The organism is Intestinibacter sp. (assembly GCF_034113885.1).
GTDB lineage: Bacteria > Bacillota > Clostridia > Peptostreptococcales > Peptostreptococcaceae > Intestinibacter.
Genome location: NZ_JAXEWM010000209.1, coordinates 1 through 18,208, shown reverse-complemented (window position 1 = coordinate 18,208; position 18,208 = coordinate 1). Strand labels below are relative to the sequence as shown.

Here is an 18,208-nt window from a genome sequence, read left to right as displayed (position 1 = left end):
TTTTTATAAGAAAATTAATTAAAATTAAAAGGATTTATTATAGCGTAAAAATGACTAGAAAAGTCTATAAATAACCAAATAATACAACATAAATGATTAAAAAATATACATTATTAAAACGAAATATACAAAGAGTATGCTATAATTTATATAAGGATTTAGAAAAATGAAATATTAAAAAATAAAATTGAAAAAATACATTAGGAGGATTTTTAATATGAAAAATATATCTGATGAATATTTAGAAAGCCAACTTAAATATTTAAAATTACTATCTAAACAGTATCCAAGCATTTCTAGTGCAAGTGCAGAAATAATAAATTTAGAAGCAATACTTAGCCTTCCAAAGGGGACAGAACATTTCTTATCAGATTTACACGGTGAATACGAGCCATTTGTACATGTACTTAGAAATGGATCTGGCGTTATAAAGAGAAAGATAGAGGAGCTATTTGGGAATATAGTCTCTGAAGCTGAGAGAAAAAAATTAGCCACAATAGTTTATTATCCTGAACAAAAATTAGACTTACTTGTAAAAGAGGAGGAAGACTTAGAGGATTTTTACAGAATAACAATTCACAGACTTATAGAGCTTTGTAGATATGCGTCTAGCAAATATACAAGATCTAAAGTTAGAAAATTTCTTCCTAATGATTTCAAATATATAATTGAAGAATTATTGCATCCAGATCAAAATAGTCCACATAAAGAAGGCTATTATAAAAGTATAATAGAAACTATAATTGAAATAGATAGATCTAGAGAATTTATAATAGCTTTATCAAAGGTTATTCAAAAATTAGTTGTAGATAGATTACATATAGTAGGAGATGTTTACGATAGAGGTCCAAGACCGGATATTATAATGGATACTTTGATGGAGCATTATAATGTAGACATACAATGGGGAAATCACGATATTTTATGGATGGGTGCAGCAGCAGGTCAAAAGGTTTGTATAGCAAATGCAGTCAGAATATCTTCAAGATATGCTAATTTAGATATAGTTGAAGATATCTACGGAATAAATTTACTTCCTCTAGCTACATTTGCATTAGAAGCATATAAAGACGACCCATGTACTGAATTTATGCCTAAGGTAGGAGAAGGAGAGGTCTCAACAAAGGAAAAATCATTAATAGCTAAAATGCACAAGGCGATTAGTATTATACAATTTAAGCTAGAGGCTGAAGTAATAAACAACAACCCTGAATTCGATATGAAGCATAGACTTCTTTTAGACAAGGTAAATTACGAGACAGGAACTATAACATTAAAAGGGAAAGAGTACAAATTGAGAGATACAAACTTCCCAACTATAGATCCTAAATCTCCATATAAATTAACTAAAGAAGAACAAAATCTTATGGACAAATTAGTAGCTTCTTTTAAAGGCAGTGAAAAATTACAAAAACACGTTTCTTTCCTATTCTCTAAGGGAAGCATATATTTAATAGCAAACAAAAACCTACTAGTTCATGGATGTATTCCACTTGACGAAAAAGGCGAATTCATGTCTATGAAGATAAAAGGAAAAGAGTATAGTGGACGCGAGTTGATGGATCAAATGGATTCTTATGCTAGAAAGGGATATTTCTACAAAGACGGTCCTGAAAAGCAATTTGGTATGGATATGATGTGGTATTTATGGACAGGTAAATGTTCTTCTCTATTTGGAAAAGACGATATGACTACTTATGAAAGATATTTTATTGCAGATAAGAAGGCACATGTCGAAAATAAAAATCCATATTACACATTGAGAGAAAATGAAGATATATGCAATAAGATTTTTGATGAATTTGGACTTGACTATGAACAATCACACATAATAACAGGTCACGTTCCAGTTGAAAGTAAAAAGGGAGAAAGTCCTATAAAAGCAGGCGGAAAAATACTAGTTATAGATGGAGGATTCTCTAGAGCATACCAAGGAAAAACTGGTATAGCTGGATATACTTTAATATACAACTCATATACTCTTCAATTAGTTGCACATGAGCCGTTTTCTTCAGCCGAGGATGCTATTAAAAAAGAGAGTGACATATTGTCTACTTCAGTAGTTGTAGAGGATATAGCGCGAAGAATGTATGTCAGAGATACTCTTGACGGAGAAAAAATGCAAGAGGAAATAAACGACTTAAAGATGCTGGTTATGGCTTATAAGAAGGGTTTAATTAAAGAAATGTAGGTCGCAAAATTTTTATTTTAAAGTATAAAATAGAATAATTTAGAAAAAATATGTTAAGAATAAAGGTATATAGATTGATGAATTTTACAAAAAATTATTAGTCGATATACCTTTTTTATGTAAATTTAAATAAATGTTAATGAGCATTTAATATTTAACATAAACTTAAGATTGAATTAACATTTATTTAGCCATATAAATCGAATTTTAATGTATTATCTAATAGAATTAATTTATAAGTCTTAAGGAGGAGCAAACGTGTCAATAGCAATTAATCTATTAGGAGGTCTGGGATTATTCTTATATGGTATGAATATGATGGGAGACGGCCTTCAAAAATGTGCAGGAGATCAATTAAAGAAAATAATAGGATTTTTAACAAGTAACGTAGTAATGGGAGTTTTAGTAGGTACTGTAGTAACAGGTATAATACAAAGCTCAAGTGCTACAACAGTAATGGTTGTAGGTTTCGTGAATGCTGGGATAATGACATTATCTCAAGCGATAGGTGTAATAATGGGTGCCAATATAGGTACTACTGTTACAGCACAGTTAGTTTCATTTAGTTTAGAGGATATAGCACCTATAGCGTTGGGTATAGGTATAATTGTATATTTAGCAGCTAAAAAACCAAAGCATAAGCAATATGCAGAGATACTATTGGGATTTGGTATGCTATTTACAGGTATGGAATTTATGAAGGAAGCTGTAAATCCATTAGCTGATTTGCCACAATTTAGAGAAGCACTTATCTATGTAGGTACTCATCCTTTATTAGGAATACTTGCAGGATTTTTGATTACGGGTATAGTTCAATCATCTAGTGCATCTATGGGTATGCTAATAGCGTTGGCTTCACAAGGCATACTTCCGTTGAGTGCAGCATTACCGATATTATATGGTGATAATATAGGTACTTGTGTTACATCACTTTTATCTAGTTTAGGTGCATCTAAGAATGCTAAGAGAGCGGCGTTTATGCATTTAACTTTCAATGTAATAGGAACTATATTATTTATACTAGTATTTACTAAGCCGATAAATATGATAGTATCTTATTTAGATCCAAATGACATAGCTAGACAAATAGCTAATGCTCATACTTTATTCAACATTGTAAATGTTATAGTGCTTTTACCATTTTCAAAATATATAGTAAAGCTTGTTTTAAGATTAATACCAGTTACTGAAGATGAAGATGAAGCTTCTGACGTTAAGTACATAGATGAAAGAATGATAGAAACACCAAGTATAGCTGTAGGTAATGCCGTATTAGAGGTTAAAGAAATGGCACAATATGCAACAAAATCTTTAGAATACGCAGTGAATGGAGTTCTTAATTATTCAGAAGAGGAATTAAACAAGACTTTTGAAATGGAAGCAAAAGTAAATGAAATTCAAAAACAAGTTCTTAGCTTCTTAGTAAAATTATCTAAAGTAGGTTTAAATGAAGAAGAACGTAATAAAGTCACAAATTTAATATATGCAGTTACTGATATCGAGAGAATATCAGACCATGGAGAAAATATAGCTGAATTAGGAAAAACTCTAGTAGGCGACAAATTGAGCTTTTCAGAACATGCACAAAATGAAATAAGAGAAATATACACTTTAGCACTTAGCAACTTTAAAGATTCTATGGAGTGTTTAGAAGAAGTAAATCTAGAGCTTAGAAAAAAAGTTCACGAAAATGAAAAACAAGTTGATTTACTAGAAGTCGGATATAGAAATCACCATCTACAAAGATTAAATGAAGGTAGATGTACAGTAGACGCAGGTGTAATTTATTTCGATATATTAACTAACTTAGAGAGGGTATCTGACCACTGTAAAAACATATCAGATTATTCTTACGATGTATAAAAACATTAAATTTAAGAAATTTATAATATATATTTAAAGTAAATTATTAGAATTAAATGAAAGGTCTAATCTTATATAATGTGAGGTTAGGCTTTTTTTAAATTAAAATTTACAAAATTGTTTCTATGGAGGATATATATTTTATGTATAATATAATTATAAGGTATTAAAAAGTATACGAATTTAGAAATAAGGGGAATTTTTATATGAAAAAAGAAAAAATTTGCAGGCAGTGTGGTGAAAAAATAGAGGGAAATACTAAAAAGTGTTTGAAGTGTGGGGCAGACCAAGGAAATTTTTTTAGTAGACATCAGGGGTTTACAATAATTATGGTGTTTTTTATATTGATATGTATTGCCATAGGGCTAATTTTTAATAAATTAAACCATATAAATAATAGCGATTCTGCTGTATATACTCAAAGTGAATTTGAAAGCATGTGGGGAAATCTTTTTGATGGATTTGGTGAGGATCCTTGTATTACAGCATATGAATTAGCAGATGAGTACGAAAATGATCAAGATGATGCTGATGAAACCTATATAGATACATATATAGAGGTAAAAGGAGATATAGAAAGTATAGAAAAAATAGACTATAGAACTGTAAAGGTAAGCTTAAAAACAGAGAGCGATTATAAGTTAGATTGTTATTTTGATAGAGATTACAATGAAAAATTTGAAGAATTAGAAAATTATAGCTTAGGCAGAGAGATAACAACAGTTGGTGCATTGACTAGAAAAAATAAACAATTAAAATTAGAGGATTGTATTTTAGGTGATTGGGAAGTATACTATTCATTTGATAATACTTTCAATATAGATATAGATTTAGGAGATTTATTAGAGGATATAAAAGACAAAGATAAAAGTATAGAGCTTAAAGAAGATAATATAATGTCTTTTGATAGTGATATACTAGAATATGGATATACTTATGAAGATATAGTAAGCAATATGAATGATATATCAGACGGTGAAGTTGATATTTCTTATATAGGTGAAAGTAATAAGCTTACAGAAAAAGTAGTCCAGCTAGAGATAAATAGTCAAGAGGTCAACGTTAAATTGAGCAAGGATACTTCTATGTTTGATGAAAATTTAGTATATTTAATAAATAAAGAGCTTGAAAAATCTAATTCCAATAAAATGTTCTACTATTCATATATGGATTACGATGTGGATTTTGGAATAGCAAATATCGCATATTCAACTGAAGATGATATAAATAAGATAAATGAAGTATTAAATGATTCAGATTTAGAAATGGATCCATTTGAAAAGGAAGTAACTACAAAATCACTGTAAATAAATGTATATAATAAGTGAAAATTAGACAAAAAAACATGATGAAATATGGAATAAAAGTTGGAATTTCAATATTTTATCGTGTTTTTTGTTGTCTGTTCTTTGACATATGATATAAAATAAAGTATAATACCATTGTATTAAAATGAACTAAAATAAAAGTAAGAGGTGGACTAAGTGAATAATGTTAAAATTCAACCAGTATTGGTTGGTGGAGATATAAATTGTTACTCTGTTGCAAGAGCTTATCATGAAGCATACGGAGTGAAATCAATAGCTTTTGGGAAAATACGCATAGGTGCGACTAACCATAGTAAAATAATTGACTATAGAGAAGGTACAACTATAGAAGATGAAGAAGGATTTTTAAAGAAATTATTAGCTTTACCAGATGAATTAGCAGAGCCTAATAAGGTATTTATAATACACGGCTGCAAAGATGAATATGCCGAGTTTATAATAGATCACAGAGATATTCTTTCAACAAAATACATAGTTCCTTATATAGGAAAGGAATTAAAAGATAAATTAATAGAAAAGGAATCTTTCTATCAAATATGTGAAGAATACGGACTTGACTATCCCAAAACTCATATATTCAACAAAGGTGATAAGGTGATGGATTTTGGATTTAGATATCCTATGATAGTAAAAGCATCAGATAGTGTAACTTATTTCCAACATGAATTTGAAGGTATGAAAAAAGCATATATTGTCAAAGATGAAGAAGAGTTTACAAAGGTTACTGATGAAATATATTCTCATGGATATGAAAAATCTCTAATCATACAAGATTTTATACCTGGAGACGACTCACATATGAGAGTTTTAACTTGCTATTCAGATCAAAATGGTAAGGTTAAAATGATGTGTTTAGGACATGTTCTACTTGAAGAGCATACTCCAAAGGGAATAGGAAATCACGCTGCTATAATCACAGAATACGATGAAAAGGTAATGACAAAATTTAAAAATTTCCTAGAAAGTATAAACTATACAGGATTTTCTAATTTTGATATAAAATATGATACAAGAGATAATTCTTATAGAGTATTCGAAATCAACTTAAGACAAGGTAGAAGTAACTACTATGTAACAGGCTCTGGAAATAATATAGCTAAATATGTAGTTGAAGATAGAGTAGAAAACAAAGAATTAGAATTAAAAATACAAAAAGAACCTTTCTTCTGGAGAGTAATACCAAGAAGTGTAGTATATAAATTTGTTAAAAATAAAGACTTAGTAAATAAATGTAAACAATTAGTTTCAGAAGGAAAAGAAGCTACATCATTTGGCTATAAATACGATTTAAGTGGAAACATAAAGAGAAGTTGGTATATATTCCTATACAGTATAAATCAAATTAGAAAATTCAATAAATATTGTAAATAGAATGGAGATAATATGAAAAATATAACTGTAGGAGTAATGGGTGGTCTAGGACCTATGGCTTCTGTTTATTTCTATAAAATGGTGGTAGATATGACAGATGCTAAAACAGACCAAGAGCATGTAGACATGGTGATTACAAATAGAGCCACTACACCAGATAGAAGTGCGTATATTTTAGGACAAAGTGACGACAATCCAGTATATACATTAGTCGATGATGCCCAAAAGTTGGAAAAATTTGGAGTGGACTTTATTGTAATAACATGTAATACAGCGCACTATTTTTATGATAAAATAAATAAAAGTGTAAATATACCTGTACTTAGTATTGTCGAGGAAACTGTTAAGTATGCCAAAGAAAATGGACACAAAAAATTAGGAATTTTAGCTACTACAGGAAACATAAAGACAGAGCTATACCAAAATATGTGCAAAAGATTCGATATGGAATACTTTGTTTTAGACGATGAAAGACAAGAAAAGGTCATGGAGATAATTTACGACGACATAAAAAGTGGAAAACCAGCCGATATGAATAAATTTAATAAATTGGTCGATCATTTAAAAGAGAATGGATGCGATGGCGTAGTACTTGGATGTACAGAGTTATCTATTCTAAAAAACGACAACAATTTAGACAATGACTTGTATATAGATTCATTGGAAGTATTGGCGAGACAAACAATTATAAAATCAAATAGAAAAGTGAAAAATTATTAATCTAACTTTAAACATTGAAATTATAGGAGGATATATGGTTAAATTAACAAAGGTGTTAGAGGATGTTCCTTTTACCTCCAATACTAATTTAAATGGACTTGACGATATTGAAATAGTAGATATAGCTTATAGCTCTCTAAGATGTAAGGAAGGTTATATGTTTGTAGCATTAAAGGGTGAAACTGTAGATGGCCATAAATATGTATTCGATGCTTATTCAAGAGGAGCTAGAGTTTTTGTACTACAAGATGATATAGAGATGGCAGAAGACGCCGTTAAAATAATAGTTAAAGACACTAGAGTGGCTTTATCTCAAATGTCTGCAAATTACTTTGGAAATCCATCTAAACAGCTAAAGGTAATTGGCGTTACAGGAACAAAAGGAAAGACTACGATTACAAATTATATAAGTGAGGTTTTAAATAAATCAGGTATAAATACTGGTGTAATAGGTACTAATGGGACTTTCTTCAACAATATTGCAGAGAGTACAGTAAATACAACACCTGAAAGCTATGAGCTTCATAGAATTTTTAGAAAAATGCTAGACAGCGGAGTAGAATGCGTTTCTATGGAGGTATCTTCAGGTGGACTTCAAAAGAGCAGAGTTGATCATGTAGATTTTGACGTGGCTATATTCACTAACTTATCTCCTGATCATATAGGACCTAAAGAGCACCCTACGTTCGAAGATTATTTAGAATGTAAGGCAAAATTATTTACACTTGCCAAGCATGGAATAATAAATATAGATGATGAGCATGCAAAGGACATAATCAAAATAGCTACTTGTGATATCGAGACTTTTGGTATAGAAAAAGAAGCAGATATAATGGCAACTGATATAGAATACTCAAAAAGCATAGATTCTCTAGGGGTTAATTTTGTCTGCAAAACAAAAGAAACTAAATCTGATTATTATATATGTTCACCAGGTATATTTAGTATTTATAATGCTTTAGCTGTTATATCAGTATGTAAATACTTAGGTGTAGATAGAAAAATAACAAACAATGCTTTAAGAGAGGCTAAGGTTTGCGGTAGAGTAGAGGTTTTATCTGTACTACCTTATGCTACTATTATAATAGACTATGCTCATAATGGTGTGAGCTTAGAAAACATATTAAAAACATTAGAGCATTACGAGCATAAGAGATTAATCTGTGTATTTGGATCAGTCGGAGGAAGAACAAAGCTTCGTAGAAAGGAATTGGGAGATGTAGCTTCTAGAGAATGCGACTTAAGTATACTTACATCTGATAATCCTGATTTTGAAGATCCTATCGAAATAATAAACGACATAGCCAAATCATTCGATAAAAACAAGAGCAAATATTTAGTTGAGCCTGATAGAAAAAAAGCAGTTCAGCTTGCTGTCAGAATGGCTAGAGAAGGCGATATGATAGTGCTTGCAGGAAAGGGACATGAGACTTATCAATTGATAAAGGGTGTAAAGGTTCCATTTAGTGAAAAAGAAATCGTAAGAGAAGAAGCTAGAAAAATTCTTGCAGCTCATGCTAAAATGATGATGGCAAATTAATTAAATAAAAATAATAAATATCTCTAATCATATCAATATGGTTGGAGATATTTTTTAGTATAAAAATAAAAAACCGCAGCTTGTAAGTTGGATTTACGAGCTACGGTTTATTTTCTAATATATATTCCTATACGTTAAATCTAAAGTTTACAACGTCTCCGTCTTGCATTACATAGTCTTTTCCTTCAAGTCTAACAAGACCTTTTTCTCTAGCGTTTGCAACACTTCCACATTCTACTAAATCGTCGTAATTTACTATTTCAGCTCTTATGAAGCCTCTTTCTATATCGCTGTGGATTTTACCTGCTGCTTGAGGAGCCTTTGTACCGATTTTTATAGTCCAAGCTCTGACTTCTGGTTCACCAGCAGTTAAGAAAGACATAAGTCCTAATAAAGTATAAGATGATTTTATTAATTTATCTAGACCTGATTGTTCAAGTCCAAGAGTTTCTAAGAATTCTTTTTTCTCTTCTTCAGATTCTAGTTCAGATATTTCTGCTTCTATTTGAGCGCATACAACTATAACTTCAGCTTTTTCAGTTTTTGCAAATTCTTTAACCTTAGCTACGTGTTCATTAGAAGCACCGTCGTCAGATAAATCATCTTCAGATACATTTGCAGCGTATATAACTGGTTTAGAAGTTAATAAGTTTAAGCTGTTTACAAATTCTTGTTCTTCTTCAGTGAATTCCATAGTTCTTACGCATTTACTTTCACCTAGAGTTTTTGCTATAGAATTTAAAAGCTCTAATTCAGCAGCAAGAGACTTGTCTGCTTTTAAGGCTTTAGTAGTTTTGTTTATTCTTCTATCTAGTATTTCTATATCAGATAGGATTAATTCTAGGTTTATAGTTTCAATATCTCTAAGTGGATCTACTGAACCGTCAACGTGAACTACATTTGAGTCTTCAAAGCATCTAACAACGTGAACTATAGCATCTACTTCTCTTATGTGTGATAAGAATTTATTTCCAAGACCTTCACCTTTAGAAGCTCCTCTAACAAGACCTGCTATATCACAGAATTCTATAGCAGTTGGAACTATTTTTTTTGAATTATATAATTTGTTTAATACATTTAATCTTTCATCTGGAACAGCAACTACACCTACATTTGGTTCTATTGTACAGAATGGGTAGTTAGCAGATTCTGCACCAGCTTGAGTTATAGCATTAAATAAAGTACTTTTACCTACATTTGGTAAACCTACGATTCCTAATTTCATTATAATCTACCTCTCTTTATATTAAATTAATTATTTTTTCTCAATAATTTTAGGCATACATATTGTATTATACATCATAAACCCAATAGATGTAAACAATTTGAACCTTGTATATAATAGTAAAAATAAAGTTATAATATAAAAAGAATATTTATTAAATAAGTTAGCAAATATGATAAAGATAGGGTATTATTATATAATATAGTAATTATAGGGAAAAGGAGCTAGTAAATGAAAAATTTAAAGACAATAGAAATAGGGAAAAATGTAAACCTAACATTGATTCCAGAAGGTAAGTTTAAAACAAATCTAGTAAGTGTATTTATATCGAGAAAATTAGATAGAGATGAAGTTACAAAAAATGCTCTACTTCCAGCTGTTTTAAAAAGTGGTTGTAGCAAATATAAGACAAGAAGTCAGTTGACAGATAGAGAAGAGGAATTATACGGAGCCTATTTAAACACATTAATATCAAAAAGAGGAGAAAATCAAATACTAGGATTTAGTATATTATCTGTCAATGAAAAATATTTAGATGAAAAAATTCTAGGACAGAGTATAGAGTTTTTAAACGAAGTAATAAACAACCCTCTAGTTGTAGATGGAGGATTTAATGAAGAGTATTTAAACGTAGAAAAGGAAATACGAAAGGATATAATAATAGGAATAATAAACGATAAAGCTAATTATGCAGTAAAAAGAGCTACTGAGATTATGTTCGAAGGTGAACCTTATTCTATAAGCGGAAGAGGATATGTAGAGGATTTGGATTCTATAAATGGCGTGAATTTATACGAGCACTACAAGAAAATATTAAAGACATCTCCGATAGATATAATTGTAGAAGGTGAATTTAACGAAGCTGAAGTAGTAGATTTAATAAAACAAAAGTTCACATTTGAAAGAGAAGAAATAATTGATATACCAAAGAGCGAGTACTATAAAGAAGTAAAAGAGGTAAAGGAAATACATGAAACTATGGACATAGCACAAGGAAAGCTAGTTATGGGATATAGATGTAATGTAGATTATTTAGATAAGCAAAAGTATTACAGCCTGCTTTTAGGTTCTAAAATACTAGGTGGAGGAGCTGACAGTAAATTATTTATAAATGTAAGAGAAAAAGAAAGTCTTTGCTATACTATTTACTCTACAATACAAAAAAATAAATCTACTATGCTTATTTGTTCAGGTATAGAAGCAGAAAACTACGACAAGACAGTTTCGCTTGTAAAACAACAGCTTCAGAAGGTAAAGGATGGAGATATAACAGAAACTGAGATTTCAAATGCAAAGATAGGCTTTATAGATTCTCTTAATTCTTTAAACGATGAAATCGGAAGAGTTTCAGATTTTTATCTTTCACAATATATAGCAAAGGATAACAGCAGTATAGAAGAAATAAAGGATATGATAAATAAAGCTACAAAAGAGGACATAGTCGACTCTTTTAAAAATATTGAATTAGATACTATATATTTCTTAAGTAAATAGGGAGGCATAAATGGAAAAGATAGTCAACGAATTATTAAAGGAAGAATTATATTACGAAAAATTAGAAAATGGATTAGATGTATATTTTATGCCTAAGAAGGGTTTTACTAAAAAATATGCCGTACTAGCTACTGATTACGGCTCAAATGATTTAGAATTTATTCCAATAGGAGAAAGCGAGCCCTTTAGAGTACATGAGGGAATAGCGCACTTTTTAGAGCATAAGATGTTTGAACAGCCTGATAATACAGATGCGTTTGAAAAATTCTCTCAATGGGGAGCAAATGCAAATGCATTTACAAATTTTACGACGACAGCTTATTTATTTACGACTACAGATAATTTCTATGAGTGTCTAGAGCATCTGCTTGATTATGTACAGACACCTCATTTTACAGACGAAAATGTAGAGAAGGAAAAGGGAATAATAGCTCAAGAGATAAAAATGTACGACGACGATCCAGGTTGGACAGTGGCTTTGAATGCATTAAAGGCTATGTATGTAAACCACCCTGTCAAAGTAGATATAGCGGGAACGGTAGACAGCATATACAAGATAACAAAGGAGGAGCTTTATAAATGCTACAATACCTTCTACAACCCTGGAAACATGGCGTTATTTGTAATTGGAGATTTAGATCAAAATGAATTATTTGAAAAAATCAAGCTTGCAAATAAATACAATATGGCTAAAATGGACCATGAGATAACTAGAATATATCCAGATGAACCGACTACTGTAAATCAAAAGGAAATAATAGAAAAAGCTCCGATTTCTATACCTATATTTAATATAGGATTTAAAGATGACAAGGTAGGTATAAAGGGTAAAGAGCTACTTAGATACGAGGTTATAACAGATATATTAAATGAGATGCTATTTAGACGTGGAAGTGAAATATACGAGGATTTATATATGAAGGGCTTGATAAATAGAAACTTTGGAGCAGGATTTACTTCACAGGTGGATTATGCATTTACGATAATTTCTGGAGAATCAAAACAGCCTAAAGAAGTCAAAAAAACAATATTTGAATACCTAGAAAAATACAAAAGAGAAGGTCTAGATAGAAATACCTTTGAGAGATTAAAAAAGGCTGGAATAGGTGGATTTATCAAGTATTTTGATTCTATAACATTTATAGCCAATAATTTTATCTTCTATAAATTCAAAGACATAAATTTACTAGACTATGTAGAAGTAATGAAGGAAGTCACATTCGAAGAGGTAGAGGATAGACTAAAGAATCACTTTAAAGAAGAAAATTGTGTAATATCTATAGTAGAACCTATCGAAAATAAATAGTATAAATAAAAGTTGTGGGGATATTATTTTCTGCAACTTTTTTTAATAGATATACATCGCTTAATGATAAATGAAATATTTATTTTTAACCCATAAACTGATATAATAACAATGGTATTTATATAATTTACATTGTCAAAAGGGGGGAATTTTTTATGATAGATATGCATTGCCATATATTACCGGATGTGGATGATGGAGCAGAATGCATGCACGATTCTATAGCTATGGCTCTAATAGCTAAAGAACAAGGAATAAAAAAGATCATAGCTACACCACATTATCATCCTGAATTTAGATATTTAAAGGGTGAACAACTAAAAGAGGTTTACGAGAATTTTAAACAAGAATTAAAAGAAAATAAAATAGATATTGAAGTATATATGGGAAATGAAATTTATTTTACTTCTAATTTAATAGAAAATATAGAGGATTTGGACTTTTTTTCTTTAAATAATAGTAAGTATGTATTGGTAGAGTTTCCACCGACTAATTTCCCACTTAATTTATGTAATGTTGTATATGAATTAAAACAAAAGGGCTTTGTACCTGTTTTAGCTCATGTAGAGAGATATGTGAAAATTCATGATGATCCAGAGATAATTTACGATTGTATAAAGACAGGTGCTATTATTCAAATAAATAGCTCTAGTCTTATGGGGAAAAATGGAAAAGAATTACAAAAGCTATGTAATATTTTAATAAGCAGAAATATGGTGCATTTAGTGTCAAGTGATGCACATAGCTCTGGAAGAAGACGTCCGTTATTAAAGGATGCATACGAATATATTGAGAAAAAATATTCAAAGGCTACAGCTGACGATTTATTTATAAATAACGCCGAATGTATTATACAAAATAAAGACATCGTTGTTGAAGAACCACTTGAAAAGCCAGCGGAGAAAAGAGGATTTTTAAAGAGAATATTTGGTAGATAAGAGGTGTTTATATGGATAGAGTTGCATTTACATTATTTGGAATAGATATAATGTGGTATGGAATTTTAATAGCTACAGGAATGGTACTTGCTGTTTTGATCGCACTTAGAGAGGCTAAGAGACTAGGTATATCTGAGGATGATATTTTAAATCTAGCTATGATAGCAATCCCATGTGGATTAATAGGTGCGAGGGCTTATTATGTAATTTTTAATTGGTCGTATTACGCAGGAGATATATCTGAGATATTAAACTTCAGAGGTGGAGGATTGGCTATCCATGGAGGTTTAATCGGAGGAATATTAGCAGGACTTATATATTCAAAGGTTAAAAATATAAATTTCTTTAAATTAGCAGATTGCGTAGTGCTTGGGATACCGCTAGCTCAAGCTATTGGTAGATGGGGTAACTTTTTAAACCAAGAAGCACACGGAGGTCCAACGGACCTACCTTGGGGTATAATGGTCGATGGCATAAAGGTACATCCTACTTTTTTATATGAGTCTATTTGGGACTTAGGTGTTTTTTTATTTTTATTTATATTTAGGAAAAAACAAAAATATCAAGGACAAATACTTGTAGATTATATAATTTTATATTCTATAGGAAGATTTTTTATAGAAGGACTTAGAACAGATTCACTTATGCTAGGACCACTTAGAATGGCTCAAGTTATAAGCTTAGCTTGCATAATTTTAGGTGTAATATTAAATTACATATTATCTAGAAGAGCTAAAAATAATATATAGATTAGAAATATTTTTAAAGAAAGGAAGTGATGCTTTAGTGGAATTTAATCATGTATCTGTGCTTTTAAATGAATGTATAGAAAATTTAAATATAAAAGAAGACGGCATATATGTAGACTGTACTATGGGAGGTGCAGGTCATTCAAAGGAAATTGTAAAGAGACTTTCAGATAAGGGTCTTTTTATAGGATTTGATCAAGATAAAAATGCTATAGCTACAGCGAAGGAAAGATTAGGTGAGTATTCTGATAGAGTCAGATTTATCCACAGTAATTTTGCAAATATAAAGGAAGAGCTTGAAAAAATAGGAGTATATAAAATCGACGGAGTTTTAGCTGATTTAGGTGTTTCATCACATCAATTGGATGAGGCTGATAGAGGATTTTCATATATGCACGATGCACCTTTAGATATGAGAATGGACGTTAGACAGGACTTTTCTGCATATGATGTAGTAAACACTTATTCAGAAGAACAGCTTGCAAAAATAATAAAAGACTACGGTGAGGATAATTGGGCTAAGAGAATTGCCAAATTTATAGTTGAAGAGAGAAAAAACAAGCCTATAGAAAAAACAGGAGAGCTAGTAGACGTAATTAAAAAGGCTATTCCTAAAAAGGCTAGAATAGACGGACCACATCCAGCGAAGAGAACATTCCAAGCTATACGTATAGAAGTAAACAACGAGCTAGGTGTAATAAATAAAATGATAGATGATGCAGTTTCTATGATGAACAAGGGTGGAAGAATTTGTATAATCACCTTCCATTCTTTAGAGGATAGAATAGTAAAAAATGAGTTCAAATATCTATCGCTTAGCTGTATATGTCCGCCAGAGCTTCCAATTTGCCAGTGCGATAAAGTTTCTGAGGTCAAGGTAATTACGAGAAAACCAATACTTCCATCTAAAGAAGAGGTCGAAGCAAATCCTCGTTCAAGAAGTGCAAAATTGAGAGTTGCGGAGAAAAAATAGCGAGAAAATTTACTATATATGTAAAATTTTGTTGTTTTGATATATTTTTAGGTATATAATAAATATATTAACTAAATAAATTCTTATCAAGAGTGATGGAGGGAATAGGCCCTATGAAGTCCGGCAACCTATGTTTTAGATAGGTGCTAAATCCTACTTATGTTTTTACATAAGAAAGATAAGAGAAAATTTGAATTTAGACTCTTTTATCTTTTGATAAAAGAGTTTTTTAGTATAGTTTAAAATTTTCTATAAATACGAGTGTAAGAGTTTATTTGGGGAATGCTTATATTTATATATTATATTTGGAGGGACCAATATGGCAGAAAGAAAATTAGGTTTTAGTACATTACAAATTCATGGGGGACAAGAACCAGACTCAGCTACAGGGGCTAGAGCAGTTCCAATATATCAAACAACATCATACTGCTTTGACAGCGTTCAATACGGAGCAGACTTATTTGCATTAAAGGAAGAAGGACATATATATTCAAGAATATCAAACCCAACAGTTCAAGTATTTGAAGATAGAATGGCTCTACTTGAAGGTGGAGTAGGAGCAGTTGCTTTTTCATCAGGAATGGGAGCTATAAATGCAGCAATACTTAACATAATACAAGCTGGAGATGAAATAGTTGCATCACCAACTCTATACGGTGGAACATATAACTTACTTGCAAATATGCTTCCAAAATTTGGTGTAAAAACTCACTTTGTAAATCCTGATGATCCAGAAAGCTTTAGAGCAGCAATAAATGAAAAAACTAGATTAGTTTACGCAGAAACTATAGGTAACCCAGGAATAAATCTAGTAGATATCGAAGCTATAGCAGATATAGCTCATGAAAATAAAATACCATTTATGCTAGACAATACTTTTGGAACTCCTTACTTAATAAAAGTATTTGATCACGGTGTAGATATAGTAGTTCACTCAGCTACTAAATTCATAGGTGGTCACGGTACTACTTTAGGTGGAGTAGTAGTAGACAGCGGTAACTTCGACTGGATAGGAAGTGGAAAATTCCCTTGCTTAACTGAACCAGATATGTCTTATAACGGACTTAACTATGCAAAAGATGTAGGAGCTGCAGCTTATGCAACTAAATTAAAGGTTCAATGGCTAAGAGATTCTGGTGCTTGCTTAAGTCCATTCAGTGCATTTATGCTATTACAGGGACTTGAAACTATGTCACTTAGAATAGAAAGACATATTTCAAATACAAAAGCTATAACTGAATTTTTAAATAATCATCCACAAGTTGCATGGGTTAATTATCCAGGATTAAAAGACAACAAATACTATGAATTAGGTCAAAAATATCTACCAAAAGGAGCAGGCTCAATATTTACATTCGGTATAAAGGGAGGACTAGAAGCTGGTAAGAAATTTATAGAAAGCCTTCAAATATTCTCTCACCTTGCAAATGTTGCCGATGCTAAATCACTAGTTATACATCCTGCAAGTACTACACATGCTCAACTTAACGAAGAAGAACAAATTGCAGCAGGTGTTAGACCGGATATGATAAGAATGTCTGTAGGTATAGAAGATATAGACGACTTACTATGGGATTTAGACCAAGCGTTAAAGGCAACTATATAAAAAAAGTTGTAAAAAAATACCAATCGGTATATAATAAATAAATGATAATAAGTAGCTATTGATATATTGCATATTGGTAGCTACTTAATTTATGGAAAAATTTTTACTCGAAAGAAGTGGTTTTAATGGAAGCAAGTCAGAAAAAGATAAACTATTTGTTTTCTAATGCAGATTTAAAAAAATTAATTGGTCCATTGATAGTGGAGCAATTGCTTTTAATAGTAGTTGGCTTGGTGGACTCGATTATGGTGGCAAGCGTAGGGGAATCAGCGGTATCGGCAGTATCTCTAGTAGATACTATAATGGTACTTATAACACAGGTTTTTACAGCATTAGGAACTGGTGGTGCTGTTGTCGCAGGTCAATTTTTAGGTCAAAAAAATGAGAAAAAATCATGTGAAGCATCAGATCAACTGATGTTATTCTTATTAGTCAGCTCAATTGTAGTTATGATTATAGGATATCTTTTAAAGAACTTTATATTATACAAGGTATTTGGGACATTAGAGGCTGATGTAATGCATCATGCTACTATATATTTATTGATAGTATTTCTATCAATTCCGGGAATAGCTATTTATAATGGAGCGGCAGCGTTGTTTAGAGCTATGGGAAATTCTAATATAACTATGAAAATATCAATTCTTATGAACAGTGTAAACTTTGTAGGAAATGCAATTATGATATATGGATTAAAGATGGGTGTTATGGGAGCTGCTATTCCAACAGTATTTTCTAGATATTTGGCAGCTATAATAGCATTTTATCTTATAAGAAATCAAAAATTACAAATTCACTTATCTGAAAAAATGTGCTTTCATTTTGATGGAAGTATGATAAAGAGAATTTTGTATATAGGAGTTCCAAATGGATTAGAAAATAGTATGTTTCAGCTTGGAAAAAT

The 18,208-nt window shown here is 30.8% G+C and carries 14 protein-coding genes and 1 riboswitch; of the genes, 13 read left to right on the top strand and 1 reads right to left on the bottom strand.

What is annotated here, in order from left to right:
* Nucleotides 1–217 precede the first annotated feature (217 nt).
* The 6 genes from SPD90_RS12835 (at nt 218) to SPD90_RS12810 (ending at nt 9,013) form a co-directional block, all read left to right on the top strand.
* Nucleotides 218–2,191: a fructose-1,6-bisphosphatase gene (locus SPD90_RS12835; protein WP_320625051.1), complete on the top strand. Its 1,974-nt coding sequence runs from the start codon at nt 218–220 to the stop codon at nt 2,189–2,191.
* A gap of 258 nt (nt 2,192–2,449) precedes the next feature.
* Entirely contained in the window at nt 2,450–4,054 is a 1,605-nt protein-coding gene (locus tag SPD90_RS12830) for a Na/Pi cotransporter family protein (RefSeq protein ID WP_320625050.1), read from the top strand.
* A gap of 206 nt (nt 4,055–4,260) precedes the next feature.
* Nucleotides 4,261–5,361, top strand: coding sequence for an OB-fold protein (locus SPD90_RS12825; protein WP_320625049.1), 1,101 nt, complete (start codon nt 4,261–4,263; stop codon nt 5,359–5,361).
* A gap of 177 nt (nt 5,362–5,538) precedes the next feature.
* Nucleotides 5,539–6,753: a carboxylate--amine ligase gene (locus SPD90_RS12820; RefSeq protein WP_320625048.1), complete on the top strand. Its 1,215-nt coding sequence runs from the start codon at nt 5,539–5,541 to the stop codon at nt 6,751–6,753.
* 12 nt (nt 6,754–6,765) lie between these two features.
* Nucleotides 6,766–7,473, top strand: a complete 708-nt coding sequence (locus tag SPD90_RS12815; RefSeq protein ID WP_320925484.1) for an aspartate/glutamate racemase family protein — start codon at nt 6,766–6,768, stop codon at nt 7,471–7,473.
* Nucleotides 7,474–7,507: 34 nt separating this feature from the next.
* Entirely contained in the window at nt 7,508–9,013 is a 1,506-nt protein-coding gene (locus SPD90_RS12810; protein ID WP_320925483.1) for a UDP-N-acetylmuramoyl-L-alanyl-D-glutamate--2,6-diaminopimelate ligase, read from the top strand.
* A 127-nt stretch (nt 9,014–9,140) separates the two neighbouring features.
* Here SPD90_RS12810 and ychF read toward each other — a convergent pair whose 3' ends face one another.
* The gene (gene ychF / locus SPD90_RS12805; RefSeq protein WP_320626962.1) at nt 9,141–10,238 is read right to left on the bottom strand and encodes a redox-regulated ATPase YchF; all 1,098 of its coding nucleotides are present in this window, start codon (nt 10,236–10,238) and stop codon (nt 9,141–9,143) included.
* A 231-nt stretch (nt 10,239–10,469) separates the two neighbouring features.
* Here ychF and yfmF point away from each other — a divergent pair, with 231 nt between their 5' ends.
* From yfmF to SPD90_RS12770, 7 genes are all read left to right on the top strand, one after another.
* On the top strand, nt 10,470–11,732 hold the full coding sequence (yfmF, locus tag SPD90_RS12800) for an EF-P 5-aminopentanol modification-associated protein YfmF (RefSeq protein ID WP_320925482.1): 1,263 nt from the start codon (nt 10,470–10,472) through the stop codon (nt 11,730–11,732).
* 10 nt (nt 11,733–11,742) lie between these two features.
* Nucleotides 11,743–13,038 (top strand): EF-P 5-aminopentanol modification-associated protein YfmH, encoded by a 1,296-nt coding sequence (yfmH, locus tag SPD90_RS12795; protein WP_320925481.1) that lies wholly within the window; start codon nt 11,743–11,745, stop codon nt 13,036–13,038.
* Nucleotides 13,039–13,193: 155 nt separating this feature from the next.
* A complete protein-coding gene (locus tag SPD90_RS12790) occupies nt 13,194–13,976 on the top strand; it encodes a tyrosine-protein phosphatase (RefSeq protein WP_320626965.1) in 783 nt (260 codons plus the stop codon).
* Nucleotides 13,977–13,987: 11 nt separating this feature from the next.
* Nucleotides 13,988–14,725 (top strand): prolipoprotein diacylglyceryl transferase, encoded by a 738-nt coding sequence (lgt, locus tag SPD90_RS12785; RefSeq protein WP_320925480.1) that lies wholly within the window; start codon nt 13,988–13,990, stop codon nt 14,723–14,725.
* Between the two features lie 37 nt (nt 14,726–14,762).
* A complete protein-coding gene (gene rsmH, locus SPD90_RS12780; RefSeq protein ID WP_320626967.1) occupies nt 14,763–15,698 on the top strand; it encodes a 16S rRNA (cytosine(1402)-N(4))-methyltransferase RsmH in 936 nt (311 codons plus the stop codon).
* 80 nt (nt 15,699–15,778) lie between these two features.
* A riboswitch (SAM riboswitch) is annotated at nt 15,779–15,883 on the top strand.
* A gap of 134 nt (nt 15,884–16,017) precedes the next feature.
* Entirely contained in the window at nt 16,018–17,304 is a 1,287-nt protein-coding gene (locus SPD90_RS12775; RefSeq protein ID WP_320626968.1) for an O-acetylhomoserine aminocarboxypropyltransferase/cysteine synthase family protein, read from the top strand.
* A 125-nt stretch (nt 17,305–17,429) separates the two neighbouring features.
* A partial coding sequence (locus tag SPD90_RS12770) for an MATE family efflux transporter (protein WP_320925479.1) occupies nt 17,430–18,208 on the top strand: 779 nt, incomplete at its 3' end.

What these genes read in the sequence shown, in the direction of transcription:
- SPD90_RS12790 (WP_320626965.1), top strand. Translation starts at nt 13,194, where the DNA reads ATGATAGATATGCATTGCCATATATTACCGGATGTGGATGATGGAGCA.
- ychF (WP_320626962.1), bottom strand. Translation starts at nt 10,238, where the DNA reads ATGAAATTAGGAATCGTAGGTTTACCAAATGTAGGTAAAAGTACTTTA.
- lgt (WP_320925480.1), top strand. Translation starts at nt 13,988, where the DNA reads ATGGATAGAGTTGCATTTACATTATTTGGAATAGATATAATGTGGTAT.
- SPD90_RS12825 (WP_320625049.1), top strand. Translation starts at nt 4,261, where the DNA reads ATGAAAAAAGAAAAAATTTGCAGGCAGTGTGGTGAAAAAATAGAGGGA.
- yfmF (WP_320925482.1), top strand. Translation starts at nt 10,470, where the DNA reads ATGAAAAATTTAAAGACAATAGAAATAGGGAAAAATGTAAACCTAACA.
- SPD90_RS12835 (WP_320625051.1), top strand. Translation starts at nt 218, where the DNA reads ATGAAAAATATATCTGATGAATATTTAGAAAGCCAACTTAAATATTTA.
- SPD90_RS12810 (WP_320925483.1), top strand. Translation starts at nt 7,508, where the DNA reads ATGGTTAAATTAACAAAGGTGTTAGAGGATGTTCCTTTTACCTCCAAT.
- SPD90_RS12775 (WP_320626968.1), top strand. Translation starts at nt 16,018, where the DNA reads ATGGCAGAAAGAAAATTAGGTTTTAGTACATTACAAATTCATGGGGGA.
- yfmH (WP_320925481.1), top strand. Translation starts at nt 11,743, where the DNA reads ATGGAAAAGATAGTCAACGAATTATTAAAGGAAGAATTATATTACGAA.
- SPD90_RS12815 (WP_320925484.1), top strand. Translation starts at nt 6,766, where the DNA reads ATGAAAAATATAACTGTAGGAGTAATGGGTGGTCTAGGACCTATGGCT.